Source organism: Cloacibacterium sp. DMC96 (assembly GCF_056313765.1).
The window spans coordinates 1,022,848-1,042,934 of sequence record NZ_JBQUZQ010000001.1 but is presented as its reverse complement, the minus strand read 5'-3'; the positions used below and the strand labels follow the sequence as shown (position 1 = coordinate 1,042,934).

Below are 20,087 nucleotides of genomic sequence, written 5' to 3'. Positions count from 1 at the left end.
AACCATGGCAACACTTTTTAAAGATGTAAAATACAATCTCAATTCACTCATTCAAAACATAGATTTAGGAACCATTGGTCTTCCTGATATTCAGAGACCTTTTGTATGGAAAGATACTAAAGTGCGAGACCTTTTTGATAGTTTATACAAAGGTTATCCTGTTGGTTATTTTCTTTTTTGGGAAAATGCCAATATTGATGGGGTAAAAGGAATTGGTACTGATGTAAAACAAAAGTTTGCTAATTTATTAATTGTAGATGGTCAGCAAAGATTAACATCATTGTATGCTGTGTTAAAAGGACAAGAAGTCATTCGAGAAAACTACGAAAAGACAAAAATTATAATTGCTTTCAATCCTTTAGAAAATAAATTTGAAGTTCCAGATGCCGCCATAAAAAGGAATCCTAGATATTATCAAAACATTTCAGATTTATGGCAACCCAACATCAATATTTTTAAAGTCATCATGGATTTTGTGGCTAACTTGAAAAATCATATTGTGGTTTCAGATGAATTAGAGATGAAAATTCAAGAAGCATTTATGCGACTAAAAAATTTAGAAAATTATCCATTTTCTGTTTTAGAACTTTCACAAGAAATAGACGAAGAACAAGTTGCAGATGTGTTTGTAAGAATCAATTCCGAAGGAAAAACCCTCAATCAAGCAGATTTCATTTTAACCTTAATGAGTGTATTTTGGGACGAAGGAAGAACCAATTTAGAAAACTTTTGCCGCGATGCCAGACTGCCTTCTAAAACAAATGCTACACCATTTAATTATCTTATTGTTCCAAAACCAGAACAAATGCTTAGGGTAAGTGTTGGTTTAGCTTTTAGAAGAGCTAGATTACAATATATTTACAGTATTCTAAGAGGTAAAGATTTAGATACTGGTCTTTTTAGTGAAGAACGCAGAGAACTACAATTTGAAAGACTAAAGATAGCACAGGCTCATTCTTTGGATATTCAAAACTGGCATGAATTCATTAAAGCCTTAAAGCAAGCAGGTTATAGCAATGAAAGTTTTATTTCTTCTAATAATAACATTCTCTATTCTTATGTTTTCTTTTTAATCGGCAGAATAGATTATAAAGTAGATTTATATGAACTGAAAAAACTGATTTCCAAGTGGTTTTTTATGTGTTCAATTACTGGTCGCTATACAGGTTCTCCTGAAACTGCTATGGAAATGGATTTGGCAAGATTTCGTTCTGTAGAAACAGCAGAAGATTTTGTAAATCAATTGAATTCAATTATAGAATCTCAACTGACCACAGATTTTTGGGAGGTTACCCTTCCGATGGATTTGTCTACATCTTCTTTCCGTTCACCTTCATTATTTGCTTATTATGCATCTTTAAATATTCATCATGCTCTTGGCCTTTTTTCTAAGCTGCAAGTAAAAGAACTCTTAGAGTCTGGTCTTAGAGCTAATAAATCTGCTTTAGAAAGACATCATCTTTTTCCAAAAGCTTGGCTCATGAGAAACGGAATTACTGAGCAAAGAGATGTTAATCAAATTGCAAACTTTGCCTTAGTAGAATGGAGTGATAATATTGCAATCAGTGATAAAGAGCCAAAAGTATATCTTCCTTATTACAAAATTAGATTTGATGATGATGTCTGGCAAAAAATGTATTATTGGCATGCCTTACCAGAAAATTGGGAGGAAATGAATTACCAAGATTTTCTTATGGAAAGAAGAAAAAGAATTGCAAAAGTAGTTCAGAAAGCTTTTGAGAAATTATGATTTTGAATAACTCTAAAACAAAGTGCCTTCGACAGGCTCAGGCACCGGGAGTAGTAGTAAATATAACACGGTGATTGAGCGGATCCGAAATCACAGGGATGAGAATAAGAATGTGCCTTCGACAGGCTCAGGCACCGGGAGTAGTAGTAAATATAACACGGTGATTGAGCGGAGCCGAAATCACAGGGATGAGAATAAGAATGTGCCTTCGACAGGCTCAGGCACCGGAAGTAGTAGTAAATATAACGCGGTGATTGAGCGGATCCGAAATCACAGGGATGAGAATAAGAATGTGCCTTCGACAGGCTCAGGCACCGGAAGTAGTAGTAAATATAACACGGTTATTGAGCGGAGCCGAAATCACCGGGAGTATGAGTGAGAATGTGCCTTCGACAGGCTCAGGCACCGAGAGTAGTAATAAATAAAACGGTGATTGAGCGGAGTAGAAATCACAGAGATGATGAGTGAGAATGTGCCTTCGACAGGCTCAGGCACCGGGATTAGTAGTAAATATAATACGGTGATTGAGCGGAGCCGAAATCACAGGGATAAGGAATAAGAATGTGCCTTCGACAGGCTCAGGCACCGAGAGTAGCAATAAATATAACACCGGTGATTGAGCGGAGTCGAAAACACAAGCGTAATAATATAACACGGTGGCTGAGCCTGTCGAAGCCACGCAATAAAAAAAACTAAAAACCATGAAAGGATATATGTATATTTTAGAATGTGCAGATGGTTCTTATTATACTGGGAGTACTACAGATTTAGAGCTAAGACTGCAACAACATCAGTCGGGTGAAGGAGCTAACCACACCCGAAAAAGGTTGCCTGTACGATTGGCGTATTACGAAGAATTTGACAGAATAGATGATGCTTTTTATCGAGAAAAGCAGGTTCAGGGTTGGAGCAGGAGAAAGAAAGAGGCTTTGATGGAGAACAGAGCAAACGATTTGCCTTTATTATCAAAAAATTATAAAGATAAGGATTGAAAAATGTGCCTTCGACAAGCTCAGGCACCGGGAGTATGATTGAGAACGTGCCTTCGACAAGCTCAGGCACCGAAAGTAACACGGTGATTGAGCTTGTCGAAATCACCAGCGTAATAAATAACAGTGTGGCTGAGCGGAGTCGAAGCAACCACAATGAAAAATCTTTCCTACAAATACTTGAAATCTGCTATTTCTTTCGTAAATTTAGGTGTTCAGTAAAATAAAAACTATATTGGTCTTTAATCTTAATGGCATGAATTGTTTTAGAAGCTTTATCTATCTTATCGGTGTGTTCTTGTTGGTTCAGTGCAATAAAAGTGCTGGAGCAGAGGAGGTGCATTATAATACCACTCAGCAGCAACAGAAAGCAGATACCGTCCAAAAAGATACGGTGGTGAAAAAAGAAATAAAGTATCATGCTTTTGTGGTTAAAAATAAAAATAAAGACTTTAACGCTTTAGAGAAAAAGTATTCTCAAGAAGAGTTGCATGCTATTTTAGCCATCAATCGACTAGACTATAAAAACAAATGGAGAGCTGATACCTTAGTGGTTCCAGACATTATGGAAAAAGATTTTAAGGTGTACAGTCCGTTTCCTAAAAATATTTCTGCGGCTAGAAACATTCAGAAGTTGGCGATGTTCAGTTATGCCATTCATGCCTATGCCTTGTATGAAAACGGGAATCTCATCAAATGGGGACCTACCAGTATGGGCAAACAAGCAACACCTACCAAAATGGGGCTCACCTTTACCAATTGGAAGAAGGAAATCGCCATCAGTACCGTGAATTCTGATTGGAAATTGAGATGGAACTTTAATTTGTATAATTATTTGGGCATTGGTTGGCATCAGTATGATTTGCCGGGGCATCATGCTTCACACTCTTGTGTTCGTTTGTTGGAGGAAGATGCCTACTTTATGTACACTTGGGCAGAACAATGGATTCTGAACAAAAAAGGGACTATAGCCTTGGCTAAAGGTACACCTGTGATTATTTTTGGACCGCCGGTATTCAATAAAAAACCTTGGTTACAGCTCATCAAATCTCCTCATGCCAATGATTATACAGAGGATCAAATCAACCATGAAATACAACCGTTTATCTCTGAAATATTGAAACAACAAAACATTAAAAGGCAATATCTAGAACACGTTCCATAGTCATTTGCATTATCAATGTTAAGCATTAAAAGCATTTCATGCAGCATCAGAAAAGTGCAGTAAGTGGTTGAAATCGGGATGATAAAAATCTTCTTTTACAAATTATCTTTTTGAGACAATAATTTTTTATCTTTATCCTCCTAATTGTAGACTATGGCAAAACTGAACGCACTATTCTTTACGTTTTTCTCTCTGTTTGTACTGGCTCAATCTTCTGATGTTGCTGCGGCTAAAGGTTTGGTGCAGAGAATTGCTCCTGCTTATGCCGAAAAAATAGTCTTTCATCAAGAAAAAAGTAAGACTTCCCCAGATTATTACGAGCTGGAATTCAAGAAAGGGAAACTGCATATTTCTGCCAATAATGCCAATGCAATGGCGGTAGGTTTTAATGAATACCTCAAAACGTATGGTCATGTTTCGGTGTCTTGGTATGCAGATAATGTGGTGAAAGTTCCAGCAAAAATGCCTGTTTTTAAAGGAAAAATACGCAATGAGGCAAGAGTTCCACATCGTTTTTTCTTGAATTACTGTACTTTCGGGTATACCATGCCTTGGTGGAAATGGCATGATTGGGAGCGTTTTATCGATTGGATGGCGCTGAATGGCGTGAATCTTCCTTTGGCGATTACGGGGCAAGAAAAAATTTGGCTCCAAGTGTGGAAACAGTTTGGTTTAAGCGATGAAGAAATCAGAAGTTTCTTTACCGGCCCTGCTTATTTGCCTTGGCACAGAATGGCGAATATCGATCATTGGGAAGGTCCTCTTCCGATGTCTTGGATTGATGGTCAAGCCGAATTACAAAAGAAAATTTTAGCAAGAGCGAGAACTTTCAACATGAAACCTGTATTGCCTGCTTTTGCGGGACATGTTCCTAAAGCATTGTTAAAAAAATATCCTCATGCCAAAATCACTTCCCTTGGAGAATGGGGAAACTTCAGTGAAGAATATCAAAGTTACTTTTTAGATTCTTTTGACCCTTTATTTCTACAAATTCAAGAAGCCTTTTTGAAAGAGCAAACCAAGGAATTTGGTACCGACCATATTTACGGCATAGACCCCTTTAATGAAGTTACGCCACCGAGTTGGGAACCTGAATATTTGGCGAAAGTTTCTCAACATATTTATGAATCTCTCACTCATGTAGACCCGAAAGCGAAATGGTTGCAGATGGGTTGGATTTTCTATTACATGCAAAATAAATGGACGAATGAACGCATTAAAGCTTATTTGCAAGCCGTTCCACAAGATCAATTGATGATGCTGGATTATTTCTGTGACCATACCGAAGTTTGGAAACGCACCGATTCTTTTTTCGGTCAGCCTTACATTTGGTCTTACCTAGGAAATTTCGGGGGAAATACCACCCTGCATGGAAATCTAAAAGATGCCGATGAAAAAATAGAACATGTATTGCAGAATGGAGGCAAAAATCTTTGGGGAATTGGTGCAACATTGGAAGGCTTTGGAGATAATCCGGTGATGTATGAATTTATCTTGGATAAAGTTTGGAAAAAAGGTCATCGCATGAAAGATTTTGTAAAAACCTATGCCAAAAGCAGAGTAGGAAAAGAAAATGCAGATGCTGAAAAAGCTTGGGAAATCCTTTCGGAGAAAATATATGTCCAAAATTCTGATGTAGGAAAAGGCGATTTAACGCATTCAAAACCTGTCTTTGAAAAAGCTTATAATTGGACGGTAAATCCAGAGATTGCTTATGATAACCGCGACCTTGCTGCCGCTTGGAAGCATTTGATTGCCGCAGAAGCCAATACTTATGAATACAGAGACGATTTGACTGCAGTTGGCAAACAAGTTTTGGGCAATTACTTTTATCAAGTCAGAGACCAATTTACGCAAGCATATCGCCAACAAGACGTCGCTAAAATGAAAAAAACAGGAGCCGAAATGCTTCAAATTATTGATGACATTGATGAACTTCTCGCTTCAAATCCTAATTATTTAGTAGGAAAATGGATTGCCGATGCTAGAGCCATGACCGATATAGAACAAGAAAAAGCCTACTATGAAAGAGATGCCCGTAAAATCATCAGCGTTTGGGGAGAAAAAGGTAGAGATCTTAATGATTACGCCAATCGTTCCATTGCTGGTTTGATGAAAGATTATTATGGCGGTCGCTGGAAAATCTTTATAGACGAGGCGATTCTTGCTGTAGAACAGGGCAGAAATGCAGATGAAAAATTGATTTTAGAAAGAGTGAATCAATTTTCATGGGATTGGTCAGAAGCACAAAATCCTTATCCATCAACACCAAAGGGAAATACGCTGGAAATTTCTAAGAGATTGTGGGGGAAGTATCGTTTAGAATTAGATAATTAGGTAATTTGATAATGAGATAATGGTGAGGTTGTAAAGTTGTTAAGTCGTAGAGTTGTGAAGTTGTGAAATTGTAGAGTTGTAGAGTTGTAGAGTTGGAGAGTGGGAGAATGGGAGAGTTTGAAAATTTGAAGATAAGTTAATGTTGGAGAGTTGTAAAAACGTAAAGTTGTAAAGTTGTGAAATTGTAAAAAACTAATCATTCTTACCTAATACCAATTACTAAATACTAAATACTAAATACTAAATACCAATTACCTCAAACTAAATATGAAATATGAAGTATGAAGTATGAAGTATGAGATATGAAATACTAAATACCAATTACAAATTACTAATCACCAAAAATACCTAAAACCTATATAAAAAAATAAAATTATGCAGTTGAGTAATCGTTCTTTAGCCTTAGATGTCTTCCGTGGGATGACGGTGTGTTTTATGATTATCGTGAATACTTCAGGGAACTGGGGAACTACTTTTGCGCCATTGCTTCATGCGCAGTGGAATGGTTTTACGCCTACAGATTTGGTTTTCCCGGCCTTTCTTTTTGCCGTAGGAAACTCTATGAGTTTTGTAATGGATAAGTGGAAAAAAATGGCTCAACAACAAGTCTTGACGAAGATTTTCAAAAGAACATTTATTATCTTTTTATTAGGGTATCTCATGTATTGGTTTCCGTTTTACAATGTAGATGCAGATTTTAATCTCAAAAGTTTTCCTTTTGTAGAGACTCGATTTCTAGGGGTATTGCAGAGAATTGCACTATGCTATGGTATGGCTTCTTTGGTCTTGTATTATTTCAAACCAAAGTTTTCTTTGTATCTCAGTGCCTTTATTTTGTTGGCGTATTGGTTTATTTTTATAGGATATGGACCTTATGATATGCAACACAATCCTGTTCTGGACTTGGATTTACAATTGTTTGGCGAAAGTCATCTCTATCATGGCGAAGGTTTTGCCTTTGACCCAGAAGGATTTTTGAGCACTTTCCCAGGTTTGGTAAATGTATTTGCAGGTTATTTCGCGGGTAAATTTATTCAAGAAAAAGGCAGAAGTTATGAAGGTATTGCCCAATTGCTTTTGGTTGGGTTTATATTGATTGCAGGTGGTTTTCTTTGGAATTATGGCTTCGCTATAAACAAAAAACTATGGACGAGTTCTTACGTATTGCTCACCATCGGTTTGTCGATTTCTATTTTGCCTTTGATTATTTATTACACTGATTTTCTTCAACAGAAAAAAGGCGTTTATTTCTTTGAAGTCTTTGGCAAAAATACCTTGGCGATTTATTTGCTTTCCGAGCTCATCGTTCCGCTCATGTGGAGAATTCCTATAGCAGGACAAGTTTCTTATACTTGGATTTATGAGAACTTATTTACCCCTTTTGGAGCTTATTTTGGGGCGTTTTTATTCTCTTTTGTGTACATGCTTTTGTGTTGGAGTGTAGGTTATATTCTAGACCGAAAGAAAATTTATATTAAGATTTAAAATGTCTTTTTAATAGATAGAAAGAAGCTTTTTAGGCTTTTTTTGAAAGCATTTTAAGTTTTACTACCTTTGTGGCATGAATCAAGACACTATTTGTGCACTCGCCACTGCCAATGGAATTGGAGCGATAGGAATTATTAGAGTTTCTGGAGAACAAGCCATAGAAATCTGTGAAAAATGCTTTGACGGAAAAGCACTTACCCAACAGAAATCTCATACTGTACATTATGGTTTCATTAAAGATGGAGATGAAGTCATCGATGAAGTAATGGTTTCTATCTTTCTGGCTCCCAAATCTTTCACCACCGAAAATTCTGTGGAAATTTCTTTCCATGGTTCTCCACATATTGGCAAAAGAATTTTAGAAGTCTTGATTAAAAATGGAGCTAGAATGGCAAAAGCAGGGGAGTTTACCATGCGTGCATTTATGAACGGTAGAATAGACCTCAGTCAAGCCGAATCTATTGCCGACCTTATTGCTTCGGAGAATGAAGCTTCCAGAAAAGTAGCTCTTCAACAGTTGAAAGGTGGCATTTCTCAGGAGATTTCTGTTTTGAGAAATGATTTGCTCAATTTTGTTTCACTCATTGAATTAGAATTGGATTTTGCTGAGGAAGATGTGGAATTTGCAGATAGAACTGCTTTGGTACAACTGCTTCAAAAAATAGAAACCAAACTGAAATCTTTGATTGACAGTTTCCAATACGGAAATGCCATTAAAAGTGGAGTTGCAGTAGCCATCATCGGAAAACCAAATGCTGGAAAATCTACTTTACTGAATGCCCTTTTAAAAGAAGAAAGAGCCATCGTTTCTGATATTGCTGGAACTACGCGTGATACGATAGAAGAAGTGTTGCACATCAAAGGAAATGCCTTTAGACTCATTGATACCGCAGGTTTGCGTGAAACAGAAGATGCTATAGAAGCGATAGGCGTCGTAAAAGCCAAAGAAAAAGTGGCTCAAGCTGATGTTTTAGTATATCTGATTGATGTTGCGACTACCGATTTAAAAGACGACCTTGCCATGCTTCAAGAATTGGCAAGAGAAGATTTGAAAATCATTATTTGTCTTACCAAAATTGATGAAGTAGAACAGGCCGAGCAAAAAGCAGAAGCTATTGCCAAAACCCTTCAATCTGAAATTCCTGCGCATGAGTTGTTGAAAATTTCGGCAAAGGAAAATATTCATCTTCAGGATTTAAAAGATGAACTTTCTACCTATGTAGAACACCTAAAATCTGAAAGCAACGTGGTGATTACCAACCAAAGACACTACGAATCTCTTCAAAAATCTATTGACGCGGTTTATAAAGTAAAAGAAGCCATTACCCATCAAATTTCTACTGAATTATTAGCCTATGAACTCAGAAATGCTCTGGAACATCTGGGTGAAATCTCTGGAGAATTTACCAATGACGAAGTATTGGGGAATATCTTCAGTAAGTTTTGTATCGGGAAGTAGGTTATATAGTTATGAGGTGACGAGGTTATGAAGTGATGGAGTGAAAATTTACTTGTTTTGATTTAGTAGAATTAATCACTATGGATTTTAAATCTGCAAAATCTGCAACTGAAAGATTGAAAGACTCTTTTTATCTCTTTTTGCAAATTTTTTTTCTTGAAAAAGAAGGTTATTTGTCCTTTTTATCAGTATAGAAAAACTAAAATTATTGTAAAATTCCGAATTTAACAAATCTATAAATATCTGGAAATTAGAAAAATAAGCATAAATCCTGCTTCTATTAACAAAGTATAAATAAAAAAAAACTCTAAAAAATTATATTTGCCGCATAATTTTGGATTATTATGTTAAATTGCTGTGTAATTTGTTTACTGAAAAAAATACTTGTTTTCGTTTTCCTGACCTTTTCAACGCTTTCTTTAGAAATACATTTTATGAATTTTAGAGAATCAAACATCTTAACTAGTTGGAGCATCGATAGAAACGATTTTATTAATTTTATTAGTTTACAATCTATAGGAAACAGCTATATTTCCCCAGAAAAATTAAATATTTTAATTCCGCATCAATTTAACCTCATCACAAATTCTCCTTTATTATTTAAATCAGTACAAGAACAATATTATGTTTACGAGAGAACGATAAGTAGTCTAGAGCAAAGATTGAGTCATAAATTTAATAGCATAGAAAATAGCTCAAGAAGAAATAACATTTACTTAAACATTCTCTTATACTTTTTTATCTATTATTTTTATTGGAATTTCATCCAAAAAATTAAAAGGTCATATACCAGAAGATCTTTAATTCCTATAACCCAATATATTATCAAGAAAAAAGAAAAATTAGCTTTCAAGAATAATACTCCTATTGAATATATTAATGAAAGTACAGAAAAAATAATATTGAGCGGATTATCCAAGTTTGAAGACCAGTACGCCTATCTTCAGAAAAGTATTACATTGGGTAAGTTGGCAACAGAATTAAATACCAACGTAAAATATTTATCAATAGTTATTAAAAAACATAAAGCAGAAAATTTTAATCAATACATTAATAAATTAAGAATTAAGTATATCGTAGAAAAATTAACTCATAATGAAGATTTTTTAAAATATAAAATAAGTTACCTCTCAGATTTGTGTGGCTATTCTTCACCAGCTGCATTTACTAAGTCTTTTATTGAGATTACAGGACAGACTCCTTCTGAATTCATAAAATCGCTTAATAAATAAATCACTTAAAATTTATTATAATTCTGAAAAATTACATTCTTATTCAGAATTTTACTTTTACTTCCGTTGGATTGTGTTTTTTTTATTCACTAAATTTATAGTAATAATAAGATTAAATACATTGATAAAGTAGAGTTAATTCTATTGATTTGAAATTTAATCTTGAATCTAATCTATTAAGTAAAAATGATGGGTAAAAATTATGGTTATAGAGAATAGACGTTCTTTAATTTTAGATTTATTTTATAATTTTTTTTTACCCAAGCTCCCTACCATCAAATTCTGTTTTTTTTTATCATTTGTGTTTTTAGGATGCAATGGGGAGTATTATCTACAGCCCAATAGGAGTAAGTCATAACAACAAGAATAGTAAAATTTATAATTGAGAAAACAACTTTAATTAAAACTAAATCTTACTCTAAAAACCTCTTCGTTTATTATTTATAATGATAGCTTAGAGGTGGGCTTTTTAATTTTTTTAATAAATGGATATTTAAATTTAGACTAATAATTTCTTATAATGTTTTCTGGTAAAATTTTTTCAGATCCTTTCATGAATGACAATATAGATTCAAGTAATTCTATAATCTACAATGCATCGGAAGATTTTTATGTTGCTTTATATTTTCTTATTATTTCTATCATATTTTTAATCATTATGATCATTTTCTTAAAGAGAGAAAGAAACAGATAATTATTAAAATTTAATAAAATAAATGTTTAATAAAATAGAGTAGAAGTTCAATATTAGACTATTTTTTATTTTTTATTAAACTCTTTAGTCTCTCTCCCTATGAAAGAAATTATAATTTTTCATCATTTGTGTTTGTGTTTTTAGGGGGAGGACATTTTTAGATTAAGGTTTTTTTATATAATATCCTACTGTTATTTACGAACTTTTAAACTTCATATTTGACTTTGGACTTTTTTAATTCACAATCGTAAATAACAATTACTTCTCCAGTTCTTATTTTTAAGGCTGGAGAGTAATAGGAGTACATCAAAATAGATCATGTTACCCTATAAAAATATTGGTCTGAAAATTTACATAAATTAAAACAATAACCGTTATCTCTATCAAAGTCTTTGTAAAACAACATAATATTTATCATTATTTAAAAAATAAATGTAAAAAATAGATTTTTTTACACATTTAAAAGTTAAATTTGATAGAGAATTTCAAAATATTATGGTAAGCTATTATTTTTTAGAGGTATTAAAAAAAATGATTATTTTATTCATTTTACCTCTCCATCATAGTAATATTGACCACCCATTTATTGATTCAAAAATCCATCAAAATTCTTACGTAAATTTTATTTCCTTCCAAACTTCACAAGATTCTACTGCTGTAAACAAAGATTATCAAATTGATGCAGAAGATTTAAAAAGTCATATTAGAAAGATAGAGTTTTACTCTAGAAAAAATAATGTATTTCTGAGTGTATTTATTTATTTGATTGTATATTATCTCTATTTCGATTTTCTAGCAAAGAACAGAAGGTCTCAAAAAGACAGACCAAGAAGCAGTTTAGATGAATCTATTTTAGATAAAAAAGAGGCTTCAACTCACCAAAATGTAAATGCAGAAACCATCAATGAGTTTACAGAGAAATTTATCTTAGAAGGTTTAAAGAAATTTGAAAACAAGTATTCTTTTCTCCAAAAAAGCATCACCCTAGGAAAATTGGCTACAGAACTCAATACCAATGTGAGGTATTTATCTATTGTCATCAAAAAACATAAGGCAGAAAACTTTAATCAATACCTTAATGGCTTGAGAATTCAATATATTGTAGATAAGCTCAAATATGATGAGGAATTCTCTAAATACAAAATCAGTTATCTCTCTGATTTATGTGGGTATTCTTCTCCTGCAGCTTTTACCCGGTATTTTTTTGAAATCATGAGACAAACGCCATCAGAATATATTAAAGATATTTCACATGATTAGAATGTAAAAAAAAGTTAAAATGTTATAACGTGAGTTTAGTTCTAAAAAATTATATTTGCCACATAATAATAGATTATGTTAAATAATTATCTATATCATTCTATTTTAAAAAAGATTATTTTTCTAATCTTCCCTTTTTTTATGAGTGAAAATTATAGTTCTTGGAATACTTACTTTCATAATAATAACTTTCATCATTTCAGTAAAGAAGTTCGTCATCATTTTTCGTTTGATTCAGAAAACAACCTTTATACAAAATCTCAGTACTTACTTGTTCTTCCAGTTAGGATAGTAGGAAGAAAAATATCATTATTACGTTCTCCTAAAACCTTTACAAAAACCGCTCAAAAAGTCAGTATATCTGAGGAATATGATTATGAAAGGGACTTTAAAAGAATAGAAACCAATATCAAAAGGAATAGTATTTATTTAAATATTATTATCTACGTTTTCGTTTATTATTTATATTGGGGTATATTTAAAAATTTAAAGAGAAATAGAAATCCTCGTTTATTATCAGAATACAACCAGATTATTGTAGAAAAAAAAGAACAAGCTATCTCTAAGACTTTGGCTAATGATACCATTAATGATACTACAGAAAAATATATTTTAGATGGTTTAGAAAATTTAGAAAGTAACCTTATTTTTCTACAAAAGAATATTACTCTTGGCAAAATAGCCACTGAACTCAATACAAATGTGAAGTATCTTTCTATTGTTATCAAAAAAAATAAAGCCGAAAATTTCAGCAATTATATCAATCAGTTAAGGATTAATTATATTGTAGAAAAATTGTCAACTCAAGATGAATTTTCTAAATACAAAATCAGTCATCTTTCTGACTTATGTGGCTATTCTTCTCCCGCTTCATTTACCAAATCATTTTTTGAAATTATGAAGCAAACGCCTTCAGATTATATCAAAAGTCTCAATAAATAAGGAAAATTACTAAAATTTTTCACTACAATTCCGAAAAACAAATGCCGATTTCAGAATTCTACTAACCCTTTACTTTTACATCGTACTTTCTTGTCCTAAATTTGTTCTCAGATAGTTCGAAGGTCATCAACTGTAAAACTATCAGAAAACATTTTTAGAAAAAATAAAATAATTTTTTAAAAATATTAGGTAAGAATAATTATTTAGAGCAGATGTTCTTTAAAAAGAATTTAGTAATAATTCATTTTTTACCTATACTCCCAACATTAATTTTTTTTCATCGTTTGTGTTTGTTTAATTTAGGGAGACCAACCAAATAGCCCAGTAGAGTAAGCATTAATAATTAGAGTAATATACCTTCATTTGTATAGAGCGATTTTTAATAAAACGGACCCAGTCTTATTCTACAGCCTCTCATTGTTAAATTATTTTCATTTGTGTTTTTAGCCTTAGAGGCAGGGCTTTTTTTTATTCTAAGAAAAAATCAAATTGTATTTTTTCATTCTCTATATTCTTTTTATCATCCTTTTTTACTCAACTTCTAAAGTTCCATTTGTATTTTTATATCCATTAACACGATTTTTCGGTCTTTCACGATTATAAAAATCACTCATGCATCAAACAGAAGCCATATTTTTATGGGCTGAAACTTTATCTCAACAAAGCACAAATATCAACCTTATTTATTTTTATTAACTGATAATCAAAGAGTTGATGGAATTTTTTGTTTTGTATAGCAAATGTATATATAGCTAAACTTTAACTATATCTTACTTAAAGTTTAATTTTATCTGAAGAAAAATTGAAGAATATTTTCAATTCAGATTATAGGTAAAATAAGCTATTTACTATGAAAAAAATTGCATTAGTTTTTATTTGTTTGATGATTCAATTGTTGTATTCCCAAAGTGCGAATGTAAAAATTGAGAATCAAGCAGATGGTCAAAAACTTTTAGTTGACGGAAAACCATTGATGATTAATGGTATGAATTGGGATTATTATCCTATAGGAACCAACTATAACTATTTACTGTGGAATCAAAAAGATGATTTCATTAAAACAGCTCTCGACAGTCAAATGTCACTTCTCAAAAACATGGGTGTAAATGCCATCAGAGTTTACACTGGCATTCCAGCCAAATGGATTACCTACATTTATGAAAATTACGGAATCTATACGATGCTTAATCATTCTTTTGGCAGATATGGACTTACCGTAAATGGAACTTGGATTCCGAATACAGATTACGCCAATCCCGCTACCAGAGCGTTACTCCTCAAAGAAGTAAAACAACTTACTCAACAATACAAAAACACACCAGGATTGCTTCTTTATCTTTTAGGAAATGAGAATAATTATGGTTTGTTTTGGGACGGTGCAGAAACAGAAAATATTCCTGTAGCCGAAAGAAAATCTACGCATAGAGCAGAAGCCATGTATAAACTCTTTAACGAAGCTGCTCTAGAAATGAAATCAGTAGACCAAAACCATCCTATAGCCATGTGTAATGGTGATTTATTATTTCTAGACATTATTGCTAAAGAATGTAAAGATATAGACATCTATGGAACCAATATGTACAGAGGCGTTTCTTTCGGAGATGCGTTTTTACGTGTTAAAAATGAATTCGGAAAACCATTACTATTTACAGAATTTGGAGCCGATGCTTTCAATGAACTTACGGGTAAAGAAGATCAAGATGCCCAAACTTATTATTTACTAGGAAACTGGCAAGAAATTTATGAAAATGCAGCAGGAATGGGAAAAGCTGGTAACAGTATTGGCGGTTTTACTTTTCAGTTCAGTGATGGATGGTGGAAATACAAACAAAATGAAAATTTAGAAGTTCATGATGCTAATGCTTCTTGGAGTAACGGTGGTTACATAAAAGATTATGCAAAAGGCGAGAATAATATGAACGAAGAATGGTTTGGTATCAGTGCAAAAGGAACTCCAGATGCTAATGGATTGTATCAAGAATTTCCACGTTCTGCATATTACGCTTTGAAACAAGCTCATCAATTTAATCCTTATGACAGCTCATCATTGGTGAATTCTAACACCGTTAAAAACCATTTTAACCAAATTAATATTGCAGATGCGCAACTTAGAGCTAGAGGTGACCAAGCAGCCTTAAAAGCAGAAAGCAGTGATAAGCTGAAAATAAGCAATTTAAGAGCAGATTTTAACACGTATAATACAGGTGGTAGTCTTATCACCACTCCAAAAGATAAAACAGATGGGTATAATTCTTACCCAACTCAACAAGGATTTGACCATACTCAATCGTATTACATTGGTGTAGAAGCGAATCCTACTTCTAATATGAGAACCAATGTGAATGTAAATATTTTAGGAAATGTAGCCGAAAATCCTATTGACCAAATCTTTTATGAAAACAGAGGTAGAAGCGTAGAAGTTCTAAATGCAGATGGTACAACTACTCAAATGAAAGATCTGAACCGCGTACAAATTTACAGTGCGAGTTATCATTGGAATCATAAATGGTTTGACTTAGACGGATTCTACAGAACAGGACATTATCATTGGGGTTATGAAGGTGATATTTTTGGATTGTATCCAGAAGCCAATTACGGACCTAATATTGATATTTATAACGGTGAAGCACCTTTCGGATTTGAATTTGCAGGTAAAAAAGCCATCAATGGATTAAAAATCGCTTTCGGTCCAGAATTATGGTGGGGCGCAAACCCAGCCGTTTTGGTTAAATATTCCAGAAAAGTAGGAAAATTTGATTTAACGGGAGTTTTCCATGAAGATTTGGACCAAAGAGGAACTACACAGAGTTCATTTGCCATTCCACAACCACAAACGAGAAGAGCAACGCTTGCCGTTCAAAGAAAATTTGGAAAATTGGGCATTGATTTAGGTGGAATTTGGGCTGGTCAACCTTTAAACGGTAGAACCTTCCAAATTTACAGAGATGGAAACGTTTATCAAGACCAAATTAACGGCCAAGACAATTGGGGAGGAAAAGTAAAATTTACTTATGCAGGCGGAAGATTTAATTGGTATGCACAAGGTGCAGCAATGGGATTGGTTGCTAATGGTGGAGCAGATAATACTCAAACGTTCACCGGTTGGAGATTAAAAGACAGTGGAAGTGGTAACCAATATAATTTCTTGACTGGTTTTACTTTCAATATAGGAAATTTACAGATTGCGCCTAATTTCTTATGGCAAAAACCTATCGAAGGACCCGTTCCTTTTGGCGCTCCAGCTCCAGGAAGACCTAGAAATATTTTAGAAGATCCATTTGTAGTAAGAGCCAACAGAGAACAAACTGCAGGAGAAATTTTATTCACGTATGATCCTACACCAGCCACTTGGATGTACAGTTGGGACAGTGATAAAACCGAAGATGCCAAATTTGCCATCAGTGCAGGATTTGTTTACAGACATTTACCAACTACACAAGACGCTGCTATCGGAATTTTACCAGACGGCAGAACCACTTTTGCTTTCCCTGGTGCTGCTCCAGCAAAAGACCTTTGGGAAGTAAACACGAGAATCGTTTCTAAACTAAATAATGATTTTGGAATTATTGCCAATATTTATGGAGGAACTGCTCAAGCCAATGGTAGTGATACTAGAACTGTAGAAAGAGTAGGACTAGACCTAAGAACGATTTACAAAAAAGTGAAATTTATTTCTGCTATTAAATTCAATGATTGGGGACCTTACGATTATCATAGAGATTACAACTTAACTTTCCCAATGCAATTAATCGGTGATTTATCTTTTGAAATCGGAAAACCAGAATGGTGGATTTTGCCGGGAACTAGAATTGGGGTTCGTGGAACTTATAGAACTTTAGACCAATATTCTCCTAGATATGCACCTACTTATACCATAGATGCCGCTGGAAATTGGGTAGCAGATCCTACTGCAATAGGCTTCCCGAATGGAAACGAGTGGGAAATCAGAACGTATATTCAAATCAACATAGGCAAATAATTTTATCAAAATGAAAAATATATTTACACATACATTCATTAAACCATTTTTAGGAATTTCTTTGCTCCTTACATTGGGCTGTCAAAGAGATCTCAATGACCTAGAACCTGCTAGTTATTCTAAAAATCCAGATGTTTTCTTAGACACTTTTAGTGCAGGACTTAACTATGCCGCATTTGGTGGTTCAGATGTAAAAGCTTTTGATGTAGATACTCAAGTAAAATATTCTGGGACTACCTCTATGAAAATTGCTGTTCCTGATTATGGAAGTCCAGAAGGAGCTTATGCTGGTGGAACTTTTTTCACTTCTGTAGGAAGAGATTTATCCGATTACAATGCCTTAACATTTTGGGTTAAAGCCACTCAATCTGCTAATATAGACGTTTTAGGTTTTGGTAATGATTTAGGCGAAAATAAATATCAAGTTTCGCTTTCTGGAGTTGCCGTGAACACGAATTGGAAGAAAGTTATTATTCCTATTCCAGATGCTGCGAAACTAAAAATGGAAAGAGGAATGTTCTTCTATTCCGAAGGACCAGAAAACAATAAAGGTTACACTTTTTGGATTGACGAAGTAAAGTTTGAAAAAATAGGAACTATTTCTTATCAATCTGCAGCAGTTTTAAATGGAGAAAACAAAACGGTGACTTCATTTGTAGGCGTAAAAAATGTATTAGATGGTTTAACTGCTCAGTTTAGTATGCCTAATGGAACTACACAAGCAGTTAACCTTACGCCTTATTATTTCAATTTTACTAGCTCTAATCCTAGTGTAGCCACTGTAGATGGAGTAGGTAATGTGAATACCATAGCAGCAGGAAGTTCTACTATTACCGCTTCTTTGGGAAATAATGTTGCCAAAGGAAGTCTTATCATCAATTCTAGTGGTGCCTATACTCATGCTCCAACTCCAACCCAAGATGCTTCTAAAGTTATTTCTTTGTTTAGTGACAAATATTCTAATGTTCCTGTAGATTATTATAATGGTTATTGGGCACCATATCAAACAACTCTCTCTTCAGATTTTGAAGTAGAAGGTGACCATGTATTAAATTATACTAATTTCAACTTTGTAGGCATTCAAATGAGTTCACCACCGGTGAATGCAACCTCTATGTCTCATCTTCATTTAGATATTTATTTGCCCAATGCAATGCCAGCTGGAGCTAATTTTAAAATACAAGTTTTAGATTTCGGTGCCAATGGAATTTATGGAGGAAACGATGACAAAACCGGCGAAACAACTATTACAGCTCCTACTTTACAAGGACAAAAATGGGTGAGTCTTAATATTCCACTAACTGCTTTTGCTGGACTTACTTCTAAAGCGCATATTGGTCAAGTAATTTTTGTAGGAACGAATATTTCTGGATTCTATGCAGATAATATTTATTTTTACAATGACGGAAGCATTATTCCTGCAACGCCTACTGTAGCTGCTCCAACACCTACTCATGCCGCTTCTGGTGTATTGTCTATCTTTAGTGATGCTTATACCAATGTAGCAGGCACTAATTTTAATCCGAATTGGGGACAAGCTACCCAAGTTTCCCAAGTATCTATATCTAGCAATAATACTCTAAAATATGCAGGACTCAACTATCAAGGAACGCAGTTTGGTAGTAATCTGAATGTCTCTACTTATGGATATTTACACATTGATTATTACTCATCAAATTCTACTGCCCTTAATTTTTATTTAATCAGTCCAGGACCTGTAGAAAAAGCGTATTTTCTGTCAGTTCCAACAGGAATGGGAACTAACAATAATGGTTGGAAAAGCATTGATATTCCATTGTCAGCCTTTTCACCTGTAGCGCTTAATAATCTTATTCAGTTTAAAGTAGATGGAAACGGAGATATTTTCTTTGACAATATTTATTTCCACAATTAAAATGATTCCTAATTTTTAAATTAAAGTTTATGAAATTTTTCGAAACCAAAAATATTCAAAAAGTAATTCTTACCAGTAGTTTGGGACTTTTTTTACTGCCACTGATGAGTTGTGAAGAAGAAGCTGTACAAACTTTACCTACCCGAAATTGGGAACTTGTATGGAGCGACGAATTCGAAGGTAGTGCAGGGACTTTACCAGACGCTGCTAAATGGACTTATGACATCGGGACAGGAGCCAATGGCTGGGGAAATCAAGAATTAGAATATTATACCAAAAGAACTGATAATGTAAAACTTGATGGAACAGGAAACCTAGTCATTACCGCAAAAAAAGAAAATTATTCTGGTTCTGCTTTTACTTCTGCAAGAATTAAAACTCAAGGTTTATTTTCTCAGACCTATGGTAAAATAGAAGCCAGAATTAAAACACCTTATGGACCTGGAATTTGGCCAGCATTTTGGATGCTCGGAGATGATATTGGCACCGTTGGTTGGCCTCAATCTGGAGAAATAGACATTATGGAACTCAAAGGTCATATTCCGAATGTGGTTTATGGAACATTACATGGACCTGGCTATTCTGGTGGAGCTGCCAAAACCAAATCTTATGGTTTGCAAAATTCTAGATTTGACCAAGATTTTCATGTATTTGGTATAGAATGGAAAGAAAACCAAATCGACTTTTTTGTAGATGGATTTCTTTACCAGAGAGTTACTCCAAAAGATGTTACAGGAGAATGGGTCTATAATCATCCTTTTTTCTTAATCCTTAATGTAGCAGTAGGAGGAAATTTCGTAGGTTTTCCAACCGATGGAACTTCTTTTCCACAGAATATGTACATCGATTATATACGCGTATACAAGGCTAAATAAATTTATTAATAATAACCAAAATT

At 33.8% G+C, this 20,087-nt stretch carries 12 protein-coding genes; all 12 read left to right on the top strand.

All coding sequences use genetic code 11. The annotated features are described in order from the left end of the window. The first annotated feature begins 4 nt into the window (after positions 1-4). A complete protein-coding gene (locus tag ACT53I_RS04625) occupies positions 5-1,750 on the top strand; it encodes a GmrSD restriction endonuclease domain-containing protein (protein ID WP_476078660.1) in 1,746 nt (581 codons plus the stop codon). 701 nt (positions 1,751-2,451) lie between these two features. Continuing rightward, entirely contained in the window at positions 2,452-2,742 is a 291-nt protein-coding gene (locus ACT53I_RS04620) for a GIY-YIG nuclease family protein (RefSeq protein WP_476078659.1), read from the top strand. Positions 2,743-2,995: 253 nt separating this feature from the next. Continuing rightward, positions 2,996-3,904: a L,D-transpeptidase gene (locus ACT53I_RS04615; protein ID WP_476078658.1), complete on the top strand. Its 909-nt coding sequence runs from the start codon at positions 2,996-2,998 to the stop codon at positions 3,902-3,904. A gap of 153 nt (positions 3,905-4,057) precedes the next feature. Continuing rightward, positions 4,058-6,241: an alpha-N-acetylglucosaminidase gene (locus ACT53I_RS04610; protein WP_476078657.1), complete on the top strand. Its 2,184-nt coding sequence runs from the start codon at positions 4,058-4,060 to the stop codon at positions 6,239-6,241. 375 nt (positions 6,242-6,616) lie between these two features. Further along, complete coding sequence (locus ACT53I_RS04605; RefSeq protein ID WP_476078655.1) at positions 6,617-7,726, top strand: acyltransferase family protein; 1,110 nt, start codon at positions 6,617-6,619, stop codon at positions 7,724-7,726. Between the two features lie 76 nt (positions 7,727-7,802). After that, entirely contained in the window at positions 7,803-9,188 is a 1,386-nt protein-coding gene (mnmE, locus tag ACT53I_RS04600; RefSeq protein WP_476078652.1) for a tRNA uridine-5-carboxymethylaminomethyl(34) synthesis GTPase MnmE, read from the top strand. A gap of 434 nt (positions 9,189-9,622) precedes the next feature. Further along, the gene (locus tag ACT53I_RS04595; protein WP_476078650.1) at positions 9,623-10,420 is read left to right on the top strand and encodes a helix-turn-helix domain-containing protein; all 798 of its coding nucleotides are present in this window, start codon (positions 9,623-9,625) and stop codon (positions 10,418-10,420) included. A gap of 1,225 nt (positions 10,421-11,645) precedes the next feature. Further along, on the top strand, positions 11,646-12,374 hold the full coding sequence (locus tag ACT53I_RS04590; protein WP_476078648.1) for a helix-turn-helix domain-containing protein: 729 nt from the start codon (positions 11,646-11,648) through the stop codon (positions 12,372-12,374). A gap of 141 nt (positions 12,375-12,515) precedes the next feature. Continuing rightward, complete coding sequence (locus ACT53I_RS04585) at positions 12,516-13,316, top strand: helix-turn-helix domain-containing protein (protein WP_476078646.1); 801 nt, start codon at positions 12,516-12,518, stop codon at positions 13,314-13,316. Positions 13,317-14,166: 850 nt separating this feature from the next. Continuing rightward, the gene (locus tag ACT53I_RS04580; RefSeq protein ID WP_476078644.1) at positions 14,167-17,295 is read left to right on the top strand and encodes a glycoside hydrolase family 2 TIM barrel-domain containing protein; all 3,129 of its coding nucleotides are present in this window, start codon (positions 14,167-14,169) and stop codon (positions 17,293-17,295) included. Between the two features lie 10 nt (positions 17,296-17,305). Continuing rightward, positions 17,306-19,189 carry an Ig-like domain-containing protein gene (locus ACT53I_RS04575; RefSeq protein WP_476078641.1) on the top strand — a complete coding sequence of 628 codons (1,884 nt, stop codon included), beginning with the start codon at positions 17,306-17,308 and terminating at the stop codon, positions 19,187-19,189. 29 nt (positions 19,190-19,218) lie between these two features. Next, positions 19,219-20,064: a glycoside hydrolase family 16 protein gene (locus ACT53I_RS04570; protein ID WP_476078638.1), complete on the top strand. Its 846-nt coding sequence runs from the start codon at positions 19,219-19,221 to the stop codon at positions 20,062-20,064. Positions 20,065-20,087 lie beyond the last annotated feature (23 nt).